Source organism: Lyngbya sp. CCY1209 (genome assembly GCF_035615495.1).
Lineage (GTDB): Bacteria > Cyanobacteriota > Cyanobacteriia > Cyanobacteriales > Microcoleaceae > Limnospira.
In genome coordinates this window covers 1-16,734 of the sequence record NZ_JAJENU010000623.1, presented here as the reverse complement: position 1 = coordinate 16,734, position 16,734 = coordinate 1, and the positions used below count along the sequence as shown (strand labels likewise).

The window sequence follows — 16,734 nt, the reverse complement described above, 5'->3', positions numbered from 1 at the left end:
GAGCCGTGTGAGGTGAAAGTCTCATGCACGGTTCTGAATGGGAGGGGGAGATGGTAACATCTCTCTCGACCCCTAATCCACCCGTCGCTTTCCATGCCGACCATTTGGGAGTCCAACGATGAAGTTCAAGATTCAGGCTCTAATTCTGCTCCTGTCTCCGCTGTGGTTCGCCGCCGCCGGACAAGCTTTCGACCCGGAGGATGTGCAGCAACTCCTCACCACCAACGAATGTCCGGGGTGCGACCTGCGGGGGGCCGATCTGGGGGGCGCCCAACTCGCCGGCGCCAACCTGTTTGAAGCGGACCTCGGAGAGGCTTTCCTGCGTCAGGCGGACTTGCGGAGTGCCAACCTGCAGCGGGCCAATCTCTACAATGCCGACCTGGGGGGGGCCAGCATGGCGGCGGCTAATTTATTTAACGCGAACCTCCACAACGCCAACTTGCAGCGGGCGGATTTGCGGGAAGCGGACCTCGGACAGGCCTTCCTGGCCCGGGCCGATCTGCGACGAGCCGACCTGAGCGACGCCAATTTATTCCAAGCCAACCTCAGCCAGACGTTCATGGAAGAATCCGAACTGATCGGCGCCAATTTGCAGAGCGCCTTCCTGTTCCAATCCAACCTGGAACGGGCGGATTTGACGGGGGCGAACCTGATCGCGGCGGATTTGCGGGGGGCGAACTTCTACGAGGCCGACCTGACGGGGGCTAACCTGATCGCGGCGGCCCTGGCCGACACCAATATCGATCGCGCCCAACTTTCCAACACGAACCTGGCCGGGGTGCTGTTCCAAGGCACGACCCTCGGCCCGTTCATCTGCATTATCGAGCGCGGCGTTAACTGCGTCCTGGAAACCGACGTGGCGGCGCCCGCCTTCGTCCCCGAGGAACCCTTCACGCCCCGGGAGGATTCCGTCGGGAATTGAAAAATGAACAGTGAACAGTGAAAAATCTGAAATCTGAAATCTAAAATTCTCCAAACCCCATGTATCGGAATCCATCGGGTCAAAAGCCGGATCGGCTCTGAGAATCTCCCGTCGGGCGATCGCTCTTCTGGGCGGGAGCGGATGTCAAATCACTCTCCGTTTCATGAAAGTTATCACCTTCAACCTCCGTTACGACAAGCCCGACCCGGGCAACAATTCCTGGAAATGGCGACGAAAAGCGGTGGCTACCCTGATTTCTCGGCATCAACCGGCGATCGTCGGCACCCAGGAAGGTCAGGCTCACCAACTCTTGGACCTGCACCGCCTGCTTCCCGACTATCAAAGTTTGGGCGTCGATCGCGACGGGACGGGCCGGGGGGAACACTGCGCGATTTTTTACGACCGCCGCCAGTTCGCTTGTCTGGAGTCGGGGGATTTTTGGTTGAGCGGGACGCCGAACGTGATGGGGAGCGTCAGTCCGGATTGGGAGAACCCCGTCCCCCGCATGGCTACCTGGGCGCTCTTTTCCTCCGGAGACGGCCGCCACCGCATCGCCCTGTTCAACACCCACCTCGACTACAACAGCCAGAAAGCCCGGGAGTTGGGGGCCGGACTGATCCGCGATCGCTTGGCTACAATTGATATTCAAAATTGCCTGTTGCTGCTCACGGGGGATTTCAACGCCGAACCCGAGAGCCCGACCCGCCAGAGCTTCACCCGACCCCTCGGCAACGGGGTGCGACTCCTCGACGTCCTCGGGCATCTGGCCGCGAAAGAGCAGAGAACCTACCACGAGTTTACCGGCAAGGCGATCGCGGCCGTCGATACGATTTATTACGACTCCCGCCTCCACCTCAAAGCCTCCAAAGTCCATACCGCCGCGATCGATAATATCTGGCCCTCCGATCACTACCCCGTCATCGCGGAATTTTGAGTCGGGAGTCGGTATTAGGGAGTCGGGAATTTTAGATTTTAGATTGTAGGGGCTCTGCCTCCGTGCCTGCCCGCCCCCAATTCAACCTCCGCTTGACCGTTGCTTCCTCTGCTTGACCGTTGCTTCCTCTGCCTCCTCTGCTCCCTGTGCCCCCAACCCCGATCGCCCTTTCCCAAATCCGCATCGGGGAGTATACTAGATATGGGGCGAGACTGTCCCCGAAGGCCCCCCACACGCTAAACCTAGGGTTAGCTTGCGAAGATCATGAGTGCCGAGCCCCTGCTAAAATTTGAAATTCAGACCGCCGCCGAACTCGCCGACTATTTGCGATCGGCGACAAGCTGGGGCCAAATTGAAGCGCTCACCCGCGACTATTCCCACTGGAAAATTGAGGCTTGGAAACTGCTCTCGGAAGGCGATCGAAAGCGAATTCAGATGCTCAAACGGTGGAAAGATCACCCCGTCGCCCAAAAATTTCCCCCCGGCTGTCCCGTGCAGCGCATCAACAACACCACCGGTTTGGTGGGGACGGTGCTCAACTATTGGAGCGCCTACGGAATCGATTATATCACCTTTCAAGTCGGGCCGGATGTCGATTGGTGTCGCGCCAGCTTTCTCAAACGTGCGATCGAGCAATAATTAATTATTAATTATTAATTATTAATTGTTAATTGTTATCGGCGCGATCGCAGAATACTCACGATCAGCCACAGTCCCAAAATACTCGCACCCCCGAATAACGCATTCGTCAAAACCGTCATCTGGCTGGTTTGCGCCCCCGTCGTGACGATCGCCGCCCCCACGATCAACGCCGCCACCACAATACTAAAAGACAGCCGATTTGCCGAATCATCCAAACTGTGGCGCAGCAATTCCAAATCCCGCAGCGTCAAATTCCACTTCAGCGTTTCCGACGTAATTCGATCCAACAATAACTCGAACTGGCGGGGAGATTGCAAAGACAAACTCTTGATATCCAAAGCCGTCCGCATCGCCGTTTGCAGGGGATTGTCCCCAAATAATTGCCGCTGAAATAGATCCATCATCAAGGGTCTAATTTGATCCAACAAATTCAGTTGGGGGTCAAAACTGCGGGCTACCCCCTCCAAATTCGCGAGGGTTTTGGAATACAATCCCAAATTACTCGGCAGTTTGATGCGGTTGTCCCGCGCCAGTTGCAGGATTTCATAAAACACCTCGGAAAACTTGATTTCCGACAAACTGCGGTTGTAATATTTCCGCAACATTTTCGCGTAGTCATTTTCCAACTGCGCCAGACTTCGCGGCTGGGCGGACTCCGCCATTCTCAAGGTCAATTGGGTGCAGCGCTGGGAATCCAAATCCACGATCGCCAACAGTAATTCCGTCAAATTTTGCTGGGTGCGGGGGTCGAGACGACTCACCATCCCGCAGTCCAACAGCGCCACGCGGCCGTCATTCAAATAAAAGATATTGCCGGGATGGGGATCGGCATGGAAAAATCCGTCGATATAAAATTGTTTGAAAAACACCCGACATAAAAGGGTCGTGATTGCCTGCCGTTCGGCCTCCACATTTCCATTGTGGTTAATTCCCTGCAAAGTCGCCGACAAAATCGGCTTCCCGTCCAACCATTCCAACACTAAAATTTTCGGTGTCGTGTACTCCCAATACACCTCGGGAATGACCACTTGCTTGGCATCGTACCAGCGACTTTCGGAGAGATTTTGGCGCAAATCGTCCGTGTGGCGAGCTTCCTTGCGAAAATCCAACTCTTCCCGCAGCGCCGCGCCGAACTCCTCGGCGATGCCGACGATATCGTAATCCTGCCCGAAATCCGTCAGCGCCACCAGTTCCGCGAGTCCTTTCAGCAGGGCGATATCCCGTTCGACGGTGTGATCGATTCCGGGACGCTGCACCTTCACCGCCACAGGTTGCCCCGTCCGCAACACGGCGCGATAAGTCTGGGCGATGGACCCCGCTGCCACGCACTGCGTCTCGAATTCGGCGAAAATTTCTTCGAGGGGAAATTGCAATTCTTCCCGCAGCAAACTTTCGATCGCCGTCCAGGGCATGGCCGGGACTTCCGCCTGCAACGTTGAGAGGGTGCTGATGTAGGCGGGGGGCAGCAGGTCGGGACGGGTGCTGAGTAACTGCCCCAATTTGACGTAAACCGGCCCCAAATCCACGAAAATATTGCGGAGGACCCTGGGCGGCGGCAGGGCGGGTTCCCCGGCTTTTCCCCCGGTCAGGAGGCGGCGCATATAGTCCCAACCGTTGCGGAAGACGACCTCGACGATTTCCGCTTGGCGAGAACTGGTCAGGGCGAGGTTTGAGAGCACGGTTCCTCCAGGTGAACGCACGGACACCGATATTGTAACTGTAGGCGATCGTCGGGTTGGATGGTTTTTTTGTGGCAACCGCAGAGGGTTGCCCCCACAGTAGCACAGGCATCTTGCCTGTGAGGACAAGCGATCGCAGTGCGTTCCCCCACATGACTATCCCGCCTGGAAATAAATTTCCAGGCTCACAGCAAAAGTCCACTCAAGTGGACTCGAATTTCATCTATTTTTTGAGTCCCAAAATCTGGGTTGATAGCCACACGAATGTTATCGGAAAAACCCATAACCTCTCCCTGTCCTGGAGTGCCTGGAGTGGTGAATTTTTATAAATTTTTTTTAAAAAAATTAAAGAAATATTAAAATTTTCGATTTTTTTGGGGAAGGGGTTGATTTGGGGCTTGACTTCCGGTATTATTTTAGATAATGGGAGTGGTGATGAAAATAAAATTTTTGCCACCACTCCATTATTCAGCATCTTGTCAAGATTTTATCGCGAATCGTCGCCCCTTGTCAACCCCTCTCGATCGCAAAATTTACAATTCTTTAACTTGACCAAATTTGAGTCGATTTCCGGTGCGTTCCCCCACATGACTATCCCGCCTGGAAATTTATTTCCAGGCTCACAGCGAAAGTCCACTCAAGTGGACTCGAATTTCATCTATTTTTTGAGTCCCAAAATCTGGATTGATAGCCACACGAATGTTATCGAAAAAACCGACCACCTCTCCGTGTCCTCTGTGCCTCTGTGGTGAATTTTTCTAAATTTTAAAAAAATTAAAGAAATATTAAAATTTTCGATTTTTTTAGGGAAGGGGTTGATTTGGGGCTTGACTTCTGGTATTATTTTAGATAATGGGAGTGGTGATGAAAATAAAATTTTTGCAACCACTCCATTATTCAGCATCTTGTCAAGATTTTATCGCGAATCGCCGCCCCTTGTCAACCCCTCTTCGTCGAAAAATTTACAATTCTTATTAAAACAGTTTCTCTCAAGGATTGGGGTGCGTTCGGGCCCCTCACGGACTGACGGAATAAATAAGTGGGAACGCACCGCAGATGATCGCTAACCCTTGAACCGATGAAAACAATTCATCAATTGCCGATCGAGGTCGATAAGATAAGATCGGCCGTAGGTGTTATTTTCCAAATTGACAATCAAATGTTCGGGCAGATCGGGTTCAACTTCTTCGCTACTCGAAGCCGCAGCGAGGGCGATCGCGGCGACGGTATCCACATCTCCGGTGAAAGCGATACAATCTTTTAAAATGGCGCTCAAACTGTCATTTTGTCCGATCGCACTCCGAGCGGCGCGGACGCATTCCAACCCCGAAGTCCCGGCTTTCCCCTGCCAAGGCGTCAGCCAGTCGCCGGGGACGTGGGCGCTCAAAAATTCTCCCAATTCCGCCTTTTTTCCGAGGCGATACAGGAAATAGTGAGACATCAGAGCGGCGGCGATCGCGGAATCGATACCGCCTGTGGAATTGTGGGTGACGGCGGCTTGAATTCGGGCGGCTTCAATCACTCCTTCGACGGCGGGTAAAATACCGACGGGGGCCGATCGCATCGCCGCCCCACTTTTGTCGCTGGTTCCGGGCAATTTTTCCCGCAATTCTGCCCCGGTTTCGATCGCCATCAACAGGTCGTAAAAACGGCCGGCGTAACCCTCGCGGGGGTCGCGTTTGAAGGTGCGGACGAAGCGATCGGCCAGGACTTCCGGAGTCCAGGGGTCGCCGGAAATCAACGTTTCCGCGATCGCCAAACTCATCTGGGTATCGTCGGTGTAGCTTCCCGGTTGCAGCCGGTGGCGGGGGTGTTGGCGGTAGCCGGAGAGGGTGTTATATTCGGCTACAAAGTCGGGGGGCGCGAATTCAAATCCAGCCCCGTAGGCGTCTCCGATCGCAAGTTCTAGCAGCATATTTGTTAAACCTATAATAATGGGCGATCGCGTCCGGCGCGACAGAAAGCATCAACAAACATTCCCTATCCCCTACTCCCTATTCCCTACTCCCTCTCAAAAGCCATTCTTTTTCGATGGATCTCAAGTCTTTTGCGATGCCAAAATGCTGTATTAAAAATCCTTTTTTTCTCCATAATGAACGATTTTAAACCCTAAATATGGGGTTTCCAAAACCGGGTGTCAATCCTCCAACAGTTTCGGATTCTCAACCGTCTGACCCGTGCAGTCAAAACCAACGGTAGCACAGGCATCTTGCCTGTGAGGACAAGCGGTCGCGGTGCGTTCCCAACCGTAGTAACCGACCCACTTGACCGATAATAGATGATTGGGAACGCACCCTACAAAAAACCACAAAAAAATTAACTAGCTAACATTCCTTCATCGCGCTACAATACCTTAAATCTCTCTGACATCAATTGTCCCATTGATAGATTTACGCCGTCTGATTCCATTTCTCGACCCGTCCGCCCAAGATTGGGCGATCGAAGCCCGCCTGCTGCGCTGGCTGACCTTCCTGTGGCTGTTCGTCGGGCTGGTGGTGATGTTTTCGGCCTCCTACCCCAGCGCCAACATCGAACACGGAGACGGGTTGTACTATTTTAAGCGCCAGGTGCTCTGGATGGTGGTGGGGATGGTGGGATTTGGCATCATCGTCAATACCCCCGTGCGGGTGGTGTTGCGGACGGCCCAGTGGGGGTTGTTCGCCGTTTGGGGGCTGTTGTTTCTCACCATCGTCCCCGGCTTGGGCACCACCATCAACGGGGCGACGCGGTGGCTGGCCCTCGGCCCGGTGGTGATCCAACCGTCGGAACTGATGAAGCCGTTTTTGGTGTTGCAGGGGTCGCGGTTTTTTTCCCGCTGGACTCGCCTCCATTGGCGATCGCGGTTGATTTGGCTGGGGATTTTCGGGTCGGTGCTGGTGCTGATTTTGATGCAGCCGAACCTGAGTACCACGGCCCTCTGTGGCATGACGCTGTGGCTGATCGCCCTCGCCGGCGGAGTGCCTTTCGCCTATTTGGGGGGGACGGCCTTCGGGGGGATACTCCTGGCCACCCTCAGCGTCAGCCTGCGAGAATATCAGATGCGGCGGATTCTCTCGTTTCTCAACCCCTGGGCCGACCCGGTGAATGACGGCTACCAGTTGATTCAGAGTTTGCTGGCCGTCGGTTCCGGCGGCGTTTGGGGGACGGGTTTGGGCCTGTCCCAGCAAAAGTTATTTTACCTGCCAATTCAGTTCAGCGATTTTATTTTTGCGGTGTATGCGGAAGAATTCGGCTTCGTCGGCGGGGTGATGCTGCTGCTGATGTTGGGCGCCTACGCGACGATCGCCCTGAGAGTGGCTCTGAAAGCGCGTCAGATCGAATATCAACTGGTGGCGATCGGCGTCATGGTGGTGATGGTGGGACAGTCGTTGCTGAATATCGGCGTGGCGACGGGGGCGCTGCCGACGACGGGTTTGCCCCTGCCTCTGTTCAGTTACGGGGGCAGTTCGATGATCGCCAGTTTGGCTTTGGCGGGGCTATTAATTCGGGTCGCCCGGGAAAGCGGTTCGGCCGAAGTCGTCCCCCTCAAAACCCGCCGCCTGAATTCCCCTCCCCCCCGCCGCCTGCGAAGGAAAATTAATAATTAATTATTAATTGTTAATTGTGTTGGCAGTTCGATCCAAAATGCGGTTCCCCGCCCGAGTTCGGACTCGCACCACAGATTGCCGCCGTGGCGATCGACAACAATTTCACGGCTGATGTAGAGTCCCAGTCCGGTCCCTTTTCCGATCGCTTTCGTCGTATAAAACTGGTCGAATAATTTCCTTTGGGTCGCCGAGTCCATCCCCCGGCCGTTATCGGAAATTTTGATAATGACGGCACCCGATCCGACATCCGTATCGATCTGAATGGCGGGAATTTTTTGACCGCCTTCCGCCGGCCATTCTTCCACTTCGTCGATCGCATCGATGGCGTTGCCGATCAGGTTCATAAACACCTGATTGATCTGGCCAGGATAACAGTTGATTTCGGGCAATTGTCCGTAATTTCGGATTACGAGTATGGGGGGGCGGTGAGATTTAGCCCGCAGGCGATCGGTCAAAATGAGCAGGGTTCCTTCCAAGCCGTCGTGGAGGTTGAAGGGGGAGGTGGCGTCGTCATCTTTGCGAGAAAAGTTTCGCAGCGATCGCACGATTTCGTACAGGCGTTCGGCGCCGATTTTCAGCGCGGAAAGGACGGCGGGAAAATCTCGGCTCAAAAATTCCAGGTCGATTTCCTCGATAAATTCTCGGATGCGATCGCCCTTGGGATCGGCATCTTGATACAATTGGATGAGCTCGAATAAATCTCGGCTGTAGCGTTCGACGTGAGTTACGTTGTGGCAGATGCAGTTGACGGGGTTGTTAATTTCGTGGCCCAAACTGGCGACAAGTTGCCCCAAAGATGCCATTTTTTCCGCGTGAAAAAGTTGGGCTTGGGTTTGTTCGAGTTCCCGCAGCGTCCGTTCCAATTGTCGGGTTTGGGCTTGGGCGATCGCGGCGTTGGCGCAGGCTTTTTGGTACAGTTGAATTTGAATATGTTCGAGATCGAGTTGCTCGATTTCACTTTCCCGTTGATATTGGGCGACGACCGCATCCAAAATGGAGAGCAATTCGTTGGGGGCGACCGTGGTAATATAGTTTAATGTTGGGTGATCGGGGGCGAGTTCCGCAGTCGGGATGGCGATTAGTGTCCTGACGGCCGCGATGTAATCTCGGATGCGCCGATCTAAGTCGAAAGGCGGCTCGAAATACATCAAGCGAATGCTGTTTGAAGGCTGCCCCGTTAAGTGCATCTCGGCATCCCCGTAGAGCAATCCCTCGTGCGATCGCTCCATCAAATCGATATCTTTGAGCAGCGTTTCCCGAATTTTTTTTTCTTCCGCTTCATCGCGAGTTACGGCTAACTTCAGACTGAAAAATGCGATTCTCTGAGACAGCATTCGCTGCCGTCCGCTGACGTTGACAACTGCGGCATTAATTTTTCGGACTGCCTTGATTTCCTCCCAATTAAAATAATCATCGAATTGTTCCATCAAGAGTTGCCTTAACCGATCTTCATAGCCGGATACCGGACGACTGATAGATGCCATATGCCCCTGTTTGACCCCGGATGTGATTTGTCCGTCAGGCAATCTTGACAAAATTTGATTTTTTTTTCAGTATCTAAAGTTACAACTCGGCGGCGGGGTATAGCAGACAACAGGGAATAAGCAACAGGCAACAGTCAGAAAAATCGTTCAGACTCGGGGTTTCAAAATTGCTCGATGTCCTCACCATCCTGGCGGTTGCTATGCCCATAGAAAAATGCCAGATAAATCGCCAAAATTACCCAACCAATAACGTTGGAATTGATTGGTATTCTCCCTTTAACAATATCCCATCTGGAAACGTTGAGAAACGTTAATATATTTCATTTTAATTCCGAGTCCGGGAGAATCAGTTCCCCGCGTTCTTGCCGACAACCCATTCCCCCCGACTCGGTTTGAATCGTGCAGATAGCGATTACTTCTTCATGTCGCGGGCCATGCTGCGGAACATATCTAAATTGGAATCCGGACGGCGGCGACTGGCGGTTTCGTTCGTCGTCGATTCGGATGTCGAAGACTCGGCGACGATCTTTTTCGCCATCTCCATCGCCGGTTTGGGGGTTTCTTCCGGGATGTTGACGGGTTTCCCGCCGGCTATCTTCGGGAAAGATTTCTTCACTTTCATCGGCTTACGCATATAGTCGATATCGCCAAGGGACTTGGCGTCATCGGGATCGAGATAAAAAGCGCCTCCGCTCATCAAAGCTCTCCTTGCTGGGGTTTGTGTGTGGTTATGTTACATAATATCAAAAAATATTTAGAATATGAGAATTTTCTTAAAAAAAATCACCCAGCCGATCTGTGGCACCGCAGGCGGTTCTCGAGAGTCGGGAGGACTCCAACCCCGTTGGAATCGAAGTTTGGGAGTTTTGGAAGCCCGCTCGATTTGTCAAGACCCGATCGCTCGTTGCCATATCTATCAGCTTCCGGCTCTCAGTTTTCGGGCTGACGGCTTCTTTCCCGACCCCAAATGAAAAAGAGGCATCCTCTATCGACAGAATGCCTCTCCGGGGATCATTGATAATCCGGCCCGTCCCGCGAGCTAACCGTACTGTTGGCTGGACACCCCGTCGGGGTCGAGATTGAACAGGGTTTGCAGGCTCTGCATCGCCCGCCGTCGCGTTTCGATATCCTGCTGGGCCCGCAACTGTACCATCGGGTCGTGAAGGATCTTGTTCACGATCCCCCGGGTCAAAGCTTCGATGACCTCCTGGTGCTTTTCCGCAAACTCAGAACCCAAGCGGGACAGCGCTTTTTCGAGTTCCTGCTCGCGGATGCCCTCGATCTTGTCCCGCAGACAGTTGATCGTCGGCACCGTTTCCAAACTCCGCCACCAGACATCGAAGGCTTCCACCTCCTCTTCGAGGAGCATTTCCGCCTCCAGAGCCATCTGACGGCGGCTCTCCTGGTTTTGGGCGACCACGGCCTTCAAATCGTCCACGTTGAACGACTCGACGCCGGATAACTCGGTCACGTCCGCCGCCACGTTCCGGGGAACGGAAATATCCACCAACATCAAGGGCTGTTCGGGCGCCAGGGCGGTTTCCAGCTTCGCCCGGTCCAAAATCGGTTCGGTCGCCCCGGTGCTGGTAAACACGATATCGGAATTGGCGATGACGGACATCATCTCCGAGAGGGGGTGGAGTTGCAAGTCCGCCTCCCGAAATTGACCGGCCAACTCTTCGGCTCGCTTCATGGAGCGGTTGAGAATGGAAATTTGGTTCCCCCCTTTGGAGAGCAGGTGCTGCACCAGCAGGCGGGACATTTTCCCGGCGCCGACGATCGCCACCCGGTAATCGGCGAGATCGCGCACCTTCATCTGGACCAATTCCACCGCCGCAGAACTGATGGAGACGGCGCCGGTTCCGATGCTCGTCTCCGTGCGGACCCGCTTTCCGGCGGTGATCGCCTGTTTGAAGAGGCGGTTGAGGATGCGTCCGATCCCCTTGTGCCGCTGGCCCAGTTTGTGGGTTTGCTTCACCTGGGACAGGATCTGCCCTTCGCCGAGCACCAAGCTGTCCAGACCCGCCGCCACCCGCATCAGGTGCATGATGGCATCATCATGGAGCAAGGTGAACAAGTGGGGGCGCAGTTGGTGCAGGGGAAGTTGACCCGACTCGGAGAGAAATTGAGTCACCTCGCGAATCCCCGGTTGGGTTTCGGCGGTGACGATGTAAATTTCCAAGCGGTTGCAGGTGCTCAGAATTGCCACTTCCTCCAAGTGGGGGTAGCTCAACAAATGGGCGATCGCACCCTCGATTTGAGGTTCCGGAATGCTGAGTTTTTCACGGACGTGAACTGGAGCCGTTTTGTGACTGAGACCTACGACTGCAATATTCATAAAACGGTTGTCGTTGACGGTTTCTTATCGGTGGTTTGTCGTGCAATATCTGTCATCGAGATCTCGACGGGGGACGGGGAATCGGGTGCGAACGCTTCGGGGCCGCTCCGGTTTGAATTGACGGAACGTCTCCCAATTCTCGCCGCCCCATCCCCATCTCCCCATCAGAAATTAGCGAAGCTGAATGCTCTTCGGCTTCTCGAACATATGGATGGTGTCTACAAAGCGGGCGGTTTTGGACTGAGATGAAATCACCAAGCTCTGAGTCCGGGCACCGCCGCCGAAGAAGCGGACGCCTTCCATCAGGGTTCCGGAAGTAATGCCGCAGGCGGCAAACAAAACCGTTTCACCGCAGGCGAGTTCTTCGGCATTGTAAACCTTGTCGGGGTCTTCGATGCCCATCTCTTTCAGGCGGGCGATGTTGCTCTCTTTGCTCTCGCCGATCAGACCCGTTTTGACAATTTCCGGGTCGTAGATGAGCTGTCCCTGGAAGTGACCCCCCAGACAGCGCATCGCCGCCGCCGAAATCACCCCTTCCGGCGCCGCGCCGATACCCATCAGCGCGTGGATGTTGGTTCCGGAGAAGGCGCAGGAGATCGCCGCCGAAACGTCGCCGTCGCTGATCAGGCGCACCCGGGCGCCGGCCTCCCGAATTTCCGCGATCAGCTCTTTGTGCCGGGGGCGGTCCATGACCACGACCACCAGTTCCTCCACCGCGCGGTTCATGCAGTCCGAGAGGATCTGCAGGTTTTCGGTCGCCGATTTGTTGATATCGACGTGACCCCGAGCCACGGTGGGAGCCGCGAGTTTCTTCATGTAGAAGTCGGGGGCGCGGAACAGTCCACCTTTTTCGGAAATTGCCAGCACCGCCATCGAGCCATTCTGGCCGTAGGCGACCAGGTTCGTCCCCTCGCAGGGGTCTACCGCGATATCGATTTCAATGAGTTCTTCCGGGTCGCAAACTTTCGACGCATCCTCTTGGGTGCAAATGCCCACTTCCTCGCCAATGTAGAGCATGGGAGCTTCGTCCCGCTCCCCTTCGCCGATGACGATGCGTCCGCGCATATGAATTTCGTTCATCCGCTTCCGCATGGCTTCCACTGCCACGTGGTCGGCGGTATTTTTTTCACCTTTACCCATCCATCGAGCCGAAGCGATCGCCGCCTGTTCGACCACTTCGATAATTTCCAATCCAATTACGTTATCCACGAATTTTATCCTCCCAACGTCTGAGGTTGCCGGATTGAGTCTGGCACTCCCAGTGTTCAAGTCTATCAGTTTATTGAGAGGCTGTATGCAGCCGATCTCGCCGCTCTTAACATTTTGTAAAGCAACGGTGCCGCTCTACCCGCTCCCATGCCGGTCAGAAGCGGGCGACCTGTCCCGTTCCGTTCCCGATTTTCCCGCCGCCGAGGACCGCCTCTCCCGCGATCGTATTAAGTTTTGTTGCATTTCGGCGGTCGCGCCATCGGGTTCCGAAGTGGAAGGGCGGATTGGGCTCGATTTTGACACTCCTCGCCCTAAAGGGACGGGGATTCGGGCTTCACCGGGAGCCGGAGTTTAACCCATCCAGGTTGGAGCCTAGCCCTCAACAAGTTTACGCGAACGGGCAGACCGCAAGTTTTTTAGAATGCCCTTTACCGCTTTCGGTACTCTACCACAAAGTCCCCCTCGAAGGCTGGCCCAGAGCAAAGTCGAAGGGGCGAGGCTTTCAACCCGATTTTCTGGTAAATTATTAAGTAATCAAGAACCGGTACGCCCCGCCCCGTTTCTTGTACCCATCCCCATCCACCGGTGGGAGTTGCCAGCGGGAAAATAGATGAGTAGCAACGTCATTGTCATTCAAGATTCCGAATTTGAAACCGAAGTCCTGGGCAATGCCGAACGGCCGACTTTGGCTTACTTCTGGGCCCCCTGGTGCGGCCCGTGTCGCCTCGTTTCCCCGTCCGTGGAGGCGGTGGCCGAGAGTTACGCCGATCGCCTCAAAGTGGTCAAATTGGAGGTCGATGCCAACCCGGAAGCCGTCAAACGCTGCCAAGTTGAAGGGGTCCCGGCGTTGAGACTTTTCAAGGGGGACGAAGTCCTCGTCTCTCACGAGGGGGCGATCACCAAACCCAAGTTGATCGCGCTGCTCGAACCTCACCTGTAGAACCGGCAATGTGTAGGGTGTAGGGTGTAGGGTGTAGGGTGTAGGGGAAATTATTTCTTCCTCCGCCTCCTCCGCTTCCTCCGCCTCCTCCGCCTCCTCCGCTCCATCTTCCGTCAGAACCATGCAATTTTCCGAGCGCTTAGAACCCCTGCGATCCAATGTATTTGCCGATATGGACCGGGCGAAAGCCCAAGCTTTGGCGGCGGGACGGGATCTGATCGATTTGTCCCTCGGTTCCTCCGATCTGCCCGTCGCTGACCACATCATCGATCGCATCCGGGATTCCCTCGACGACCCCAAAACCCACGGATACGCCCTGTTTCACAGCACCCAGGCGTTTCGGGAAGCCGCCGCCCACTGGTACACCCAAAAGTACGGCGTCGGTGTCGATCCGGAGACGGAAGTCCTGCAACTGATCGGCTGTCAGGAGGGGACGGCCCACCTGCCCCTGGCGATCCTCGACCCCGGGGATTTCGCCCTGCTGCAAGATCCGGGCTACCCCTCCCACGCCGGGGGCGTGTATTTGGCCGGGGGACAAATCTACGCCATGCCCATGTTGGCAGAAAATCAGTTTTTGCCCAAATTTGAAGAGATCCCCGAAACGGTGCTCGCCCAGGCCAAAATGATGGTCTTGAGCTATCCCCACAACCCCACCACCGCGATCGCACCCTTATCATTCTTTCGAGAAGCCGTCGCATTTTGCCAAAAACACGGCCTCGTTTTGGTACACGATTTCCCCTATGCCGATTTCGTGTTCCCCGAAGGTGGAGGAGAGTCGAACACTGACGCCATCGCCCCGTCCGTCCTCCAGGCCGATCCCGAAAAAACCGTCTCCATCGAGTTTTTCACCTTTTCCAAATCCTACAATATGGGGGGCTTCCGCATCGCCTTCGCGGTGGGCAACGCCGAGTTGATCCTGGCTTTGCGACAAGTCAAGGCGGCGATCGACTTCAACCAATATCGGGGCATTCTCAACGGCGCGATCGCGGCTTTAACCGGCCCCCAGCAATTGATCGCCGATACCGTCGATACCTTTAGAGAACGGCGGGATGTCTTCGTCCGCGCTTTGAGGGCGATCGGTTGGGACGTCCCCACCCCGATGGCGACGCTGTACGTCTGGGCGAAACTCCCCGAACCCTGGAGTCGAGATTCCGTCGGCTTCTGCACCCAATTGGTTCAGGAAACCGGGGTGGCGGCTTCCCCCGGCGTCGGCTTTGGCAAGTCCGGGGAAGGATACATCCGACTGGCGTTAGTCCACCCCCCCGAGGTGTTGCAAACCGCCGTCGATCGCATCGCAGAATTTTTGGGGAATAGGGTGTAGGGTGTAGGGTGTAGGGTGTAGGGAATTGAAATTTCCGATTATCCATCGAGATTGTCGGGGCCCCTGGCTTGCGCCCCGATTTTTTTGTGCGGTTGGAAATGCGATCGCGATCGCACCCCCTCCGTATCCGACATCACCCGATGCCCCGATTTTCGTCCTTGCCCGGATTTTTTGAACGCACTAGACTTGCGATCGAGGTCGTCCGTAAAACTACGGATAAAGTGGCGATCGCGCCGAATAAAAACACTTGATTTCCGTGAAAATACGGAGGGCGATCGGACTCGAATTGCAAAAAATTAGTCAAATTCACTGATTCTTAAATCCTTGACAAAAACCTACAATAATTTTACAGAAGCTTGATGGACTTTTGGTTCCGAGTCGCTTAAGATAAGTTCAGAAGCAAAAAAAGAGAAGTCAAACCCATCTCTGAACCGACGATCGAAAAAGCAACTGAGAAATTAAAATCCGATCAACCAGCGAACGGTGTCATCTACAGAAAACGCATAAAAAAAGACCAACCCTCAATCTTTAGGAGATTTCAATCATGGCAAGCCTAGTACAGAAAATTTTAATCGGTGCTTCCGTCGTTGCAGGGATGACCACGGTATCCGGAGCGCCCGCCCTCGCACAGTGGACGGTTGAAGGCACGGACGTCATCAAATACGAAGCCGTCGATACTGATGGCGATGGTACGGTTGACACGACTGTAGCGAACCCCGATGCCGATGTGAACGACATCTTGCAAAGGATGGACGGCACCCCCGGCGGGAACATCGAACTGTTTGCCGGCAGTGAAACCGGAATGGCAACACAATGGGGAGACTACTACTACAACGCCAGCTTTTGGAATGGAGAAAGTACAAGTATCACTGGCGAAGTCAACGGTAAGTCTCTGACCCTCAGCAGCCTCAACGCTTACGACTGGTTCGGAAGTGATGGTACAACAGCATATCGAGACAGCGATATTGCGAACCAGTGGTTTGATGCGTTAATAAATACTTATCAACCGGGTCTGGGGGGAACGATGAGAGAAAATGTATTTACTCAATTCCTCTATACGAACGGTTTTGAACGCGCCAGCGACCCCAACATCTCCTACATCGAAAGCGACAGCGACGGCATCGAAATCGGTTTGGCCGGCCACCTCGATTTGGGCAATGTCTACGGTTCTGTGTTCGCGGGTATGCAAGCCAGCGAAGTCGTCAAGGTTGAATACGACGGAAAGGTTAACTACCTCTGGAGCTTCGAGGCTGTTGCTTCCGGACTGACGGCGGGGGATGACGGAACCTCTCACAACGGACTCTACACCGTCACGGTTCCCGGCAGCGAGGTGGCTTCCGTTCCCGAACCCTCCACGATGCTGGGTCTGATGGCCGTGGGTGGCTTGTTCGCCGCTTCCAAACGCAAGTCCGCCAAAAACGGCTAAACCACCGTTCTCCATATAGTGATTTATGACCTCAGAGGAGCCGACCGGCTCCTTTTTTTTGCGTGTCGGGTTGGGGGGGTTGTCCGGCGATCCCCCCCCGCCCCCCTTAAAAAGGGGGGAGCCGGAGAAAGGACTCAAAGTCCCCCTTTTGAAGGGGGATTTAGGGGGATCGAATTCAAAGTCCCCCTTTTGAAGGGGGATTTAGGGGGATCTCACTCAAAGTCCCCCTTTTGAAGGGGGATTTAGGGGGAT

General features: G+C 54.6%; 14 protein-coding genes. 7 read left to right on the top strand and 7 right to left on the bottom strand.

Translation table 11 applies throughout. The features are described 5' to 3' along the window. Positions 1 to 118 precede the first annotated feature (118 nt). The 3 genes from LKE08_RS23680 (at position 119) to LKE08_RS23670 (ending at position 2,495) form a co-directional block, all read left to right on the top strand. Complete coding sequence (locus tag LKE08_RS23680; RefSeq protein WP_324706738.1) at positions 119 to 922, top strand: pentapeptide repeat-containing protein; 804 nt, start codon at positions 119 to 121, stop codon at positions 920 to 922. 163 nt (positions 923 to 1,085) lie between these two features. Continuing rightward, positions 1,086 to 1,856, top strand: coding sequence for an endonuclease/exonuclease/phosphatase family protein (locus LKE08_RS23675; protein WP_324706737.1), 771 nt, complete (start codon positions 1,086 to 1,088; stop codon positions 1,854 to 1,856). 264 nt (positions 1,857 to 2,120) lie between these two features. Continuing rightward, a complete protein-coding gene (locus tag LKE08_RS23670; RefSeq protein ID WP_324706736.1) occupies positions 2,121 to 2,495 on the top strand; it encodes a hypothetical protein in 375 nt (124 codons plus the stop codon). 35 nt (positions 2,496 to 2,530) lie between these two features. On the opposite strand, the gene LKE08_RS23665 is transcribed toward LKE08_RS23670, so the two are convergent. The 3 genes from LKE08_RS23665 to LKE08_RS23655 all read right to left on the bottom strand — a co-directional run bounded on the left by LKE08_RS23665 (position 2,531) and on the right by LKE08_RS23655 (position 6,092). Then, the gene (locus LKE08_RS23665; RefSeq protein ID WP_324706735.1) at positions 2,531 to 4,177 is read right to left on the bottom strand and encodes an AarF/ABC1/UbiB kinase family protein; all 1,647 of its coding nucleotides are present in this window, start codon (positions 4,175 to 4,177) and stop codon (positions 2,531 to 2,533) included. Between the two features lie 223 nt (positions 4,178 to 4,400). Then, on the bottom strand, positions 4,401 to 4,652 hold the full coding sequence (locus LKE08_RS23660) for a hypothetical protein (RefSeq protein WP_324706734.1): 252 nt from the start codon (positions 4,650 to 4,652) through the stop codon (positions 4,401 to 4,403). A 588-nt stretch (positions 4,653 to 5,240) separates the two neighbouring features. Continuing rightward, positions 5,241 to 6,092 carry an ADP-ribosylglycohydrolase family protein gene (locus LKE08_RS23655; protein ID WP_324706733.1) on the bottom strand — a complete coding sequence of 284 codons (852 nt, stop codon included), beginning with the start codon at positions 6,090 to 6,092 and terminating at the stop codon, positions 5,241 to 5,243. Positions 6,093 to 6,561: 469 nt separating this feature from the next. Between LKE08_RS23655 and LKE08_RS23650 the strand changes: the two genes are divergently transcribed. After that, the gene (locus tag LKE08_RS23650) at positions 6,562 to 7,764 is read left to right on the top strand and encodes an FtsW/RodA/SpoVE family cell cycle protein (protein ID WP_324706739.1); all 1,203 of its coding nucleotides are present in this window, start codon (positions 6,562 to 6,564) and stop codon (positions 7,762 to 7,764) included. Here LKE08_RS23650 and LKE08_RS23645 read toward each other — a convergent pair. The 4 genes from LKE08_RS23645 to glpX form a co-directional block, all read right to left on the bottom strand. Continuing rightward, the gene (locus LKE08_RS23645) at positions 7,761 to 9,248 is read right to left on the bottom strand and encodes an ATP-binding protein (RefSeq protein WP_324706732.1); all 1,488 of its coding nucleotides are present in this window, start codon (positions 9,246 to 9,248) and stop codon (positions 7,761 to 7,763) included. The genes LKE08_RS23650 and LKE08_RS23645 overlap by 4 nt on opposite strands. A 412-nt stretch (positions 9,249 to 9,660) precedes the next feature. Further along, positions 9,661 to 9,945 (bottom strand): hypothetical protein, encoded by a 285-nt coding sequence (locus tag LKE08_RS23640; RefSeq protein ID WP_324706731.1) that lies wholly within the window; start codon positions 9,943 to 9,945, stop codon positions 9,661 to 9,663. 342 nt (positions 9,946 to 10,287) lie between these two features. After that, positions 10,288 to 11,586 carry a glutamyl-tRNA reductase gene (locus LKE08_RS23635; protein WP_324706730.1) on the bottom strand — a complete coding sequence of 433 codons (1,299 nt, stop codon included), beginning with the start codon at positions 11,584 to 11,586 and terminating at the stop codon, positions 10,288 to 10,290. Between the two features lie 171 nt (positions 11,587 to 11,757). After that, positions 11,758 to 12,795, bottom strand: coding sequence for a class II fructose-bisphosphatase (gene glpX, locus LKE08_RS23630; protein WP_324706729.1), 1,038 nt, complete (start codon positions 12,793 to 12,795; stop codon positions 11,758 to 11,760). A 610-nt stretch (positions 12,796 to 13,405) separates the two neighbouring features. Between glpX and LKE08_RS23625 the strand changes: the two genes are divergently transcribed. From LKE08_RS23625 to LKE08_RS23615, 3 genes are all read left to right on the top strand, one after another. Next, positions 13,406 to 13,735, top strand: coding sequence for a thioredoxin family protein (locus tag LKE08_RS23625; RefSeq protein WP_324706728.1), 330 nt, complete (start codon positions 13,406 to 13,408; stop codon positions 13,733 to 13,735). 121 nt (positions 13,736 to 13,856) lie between these two features. Further along, positions 13,857 to 15,056, top strand: coding sequence for an LL-diaminopimelate aminotransferase (locus LKE08_RS23620; protein ID WP_324706727.1), 1,200 nt, complete (start codon positions 13,857 to 13,859; stop codon positions 15,054 to 15,056). Between the two features lie 544 nt (positions 15,057 to 15,600). Continuing rightward, positions 15,601 to 16,482 carry an NF038130 family PEP-CTERM protein gene (locus LKE08_RS23615; protein WP_324706726.1) on the top strand — a complete coding sequence of 294 codons (882 nt, stop codon included), beginning with the start codon at positions 15,601 to 15,603 and terminating at the stop codon, positions 16,480 to 16,482. Positions 16,483 to 16,734: the final 252 nt, after the last annotated feature.

What these genes read in the sequence shown, in the direction of transcription:
- LKE08_RS23645 (WP_324706732.1), bottom strand. Translation starts at nt 9,248, where the DNA reads ATGGCATCTATCAGTCGTCCGGTATCCGGCTATGAAGATCGGTTAAGG.
- LKE08_RS23670 (WP_324706736.1), top strand. Translation starts at nt 2,121, where the DNA reads ATGAGTGCCGAGCCCCTGCTAAAATTTGAAATTCAGACCGCCGCCGAA.
- LKE08_RS23640 (WP_324706731.1), bottom strand. Translation starts at nt 9,945, where the DNA reads ATGAGCGGAGGCGCTTTTTATCTCGATCCCGATGACGCCAAGTCCCTT.
- LKE08_RS23625 (WP_324706728.1), top strand. Translation starts at nt 13,406, where the DNA reads ATGAGTAGCAACGTCATTGTCATTCAAGATTCCGAATTTGAAACCGAA.
- LKE08_RS23660 (WP_324706734.1), bottom strand. Translation starts at nt 4,652, where the DNA reads ATGCTGAATAATGGAGTGGTGGCAAAAATTTTATTTTCATCACCACTC.
- LKE08_RS23680 (WP_324706738.1), top strand. Translation starts at nt 119, where the DNA reads ATGAAGTTCAAGATTCAGGCTCTAATTCTGCTCCTGTCTCCGCTGTGG.
- LKE08_RS23615 (WP_324706726.1), top strand. Translation starts at nt 15,601, where the DNA reads ATGGCAAGCCTAGTACAGAAAATTTTAATCGGTGCTTCCGTCGTTGCA.
- LKE08_RS23635 (WP_324706730.1), bottom strand. Translation starts at nt 11,586, where the DNA reads ATGAATATTGCAGTCGTAGGTCTCAGTCACAAAACGGCTCCAGTTCAC.
- LKE08_RS23620 (WP_324706727.1), top strand. Translation starts at nt 13,857, where the DNA reads ATGCAATTTTCCGAGCGCTTAGAACCCCTGCGATCCAATGTATTTGCC.
- LKE08_RS23655 (WP_324706733.1), bottom strand. Translation starts at nt 6,092, where the DNA reads ATGCTGCTAGAACTTGCGATCGGAGACGCCTACGGGGCTGGATTTGAA.
- LKE08_RS23675 (WP_324706737.1), top strand. Translation starts at nt 1,086, where the DNA reads ATGAAAGTTATCACCTTCAACCTCCGTTACGACAAGCCCGACCCGGGC.